Source organism: Pseudoalteromonas sp. S16_S37 (assembly GCF_014694405.1).
Taxonomy (GTDB): domain Bacteria; phylum Pseudomonadota; class Gammaproteobacteria; order Enterobacterales; family Alteromonadaceae; genus Pseudoalteromonas.
The window spans coordinates 1-670 of sequence record NZ_JAAUWV010000184.1 but is presented as its reverse complement, the minus strand read 5'-3'; the positions used below and the strand labels follow the sequence as shown (position 1 = coordinate 670).

The window sequence follows — 670 nt, the reverse complement described above, 5'->3', positions numbered from 1 at the left end:
AGGGATCCCCATAAATAATCATTTAAATTCAAACACATCACTAACATCCAAATTTTGCCAATTCAAGTCAGTGATGGTTTTCTTAAAATGCCGGAGCCCCGCCATATAGTCTTGCTTATACAATTTGAAGGGTTGCTTATTGAAGTAGCGAAGCCCCACAAACGCCCAGGATACGACTCGCCTGTTTTTGGTTGAGTTCGCCTGAAAAGCGCCTGTTTTTCCCGCTTTGTCTATCACCGCGCCCAGGATCATGCTAAACCAGTGAGCCAATGTGGCGAGTAACAATAATATATTCAATCGGTTGAGTTTGCTTGTTCTGTGCAGATCGGAGCCCAGCCCAAAGCGAACACTTTTTTGATCTCTAAACCCGGCTTCTATTTGCATTCTCATACTGTATAACTTGATCACTTTTTCCAGAAAGTTGTGTCTTTTGGGTAGTGAGGACACCAGCAGCCAGGGCTCTTTGTAGGTTCTGTTCTTATCTCTTTTCAACAGCTTATGGCCTTTACCCACTAAAACTGCATGTGTTTGATATCGGGTGCCTTTGGTTAACTCGGTTGCGCCCAGAAAATGGCTTTTTCGAGCGTTGCTTTTGAACAATGATTGGCAAGATACGAATTCATCACTGTGCTCTGTTTTGAGATGGGCTGTACCACGGACACGGCTAATA

The 670-nt window shown here is 43.9% G+C and carries 1 protein-coding gene; it reads right to left on the bottom strand.

The window, feature by feature from the left end; all coding sequences use genetic code 11:
* Window positions 1-18 precede the first annotated feature (18 nt).
* A partial coding sequence (locus HC733_RS22535; protein WP_238937673.1) for a transposase occupies window positions 19-670 on the bottom strand: 652 nt, incomplete at its 5' end.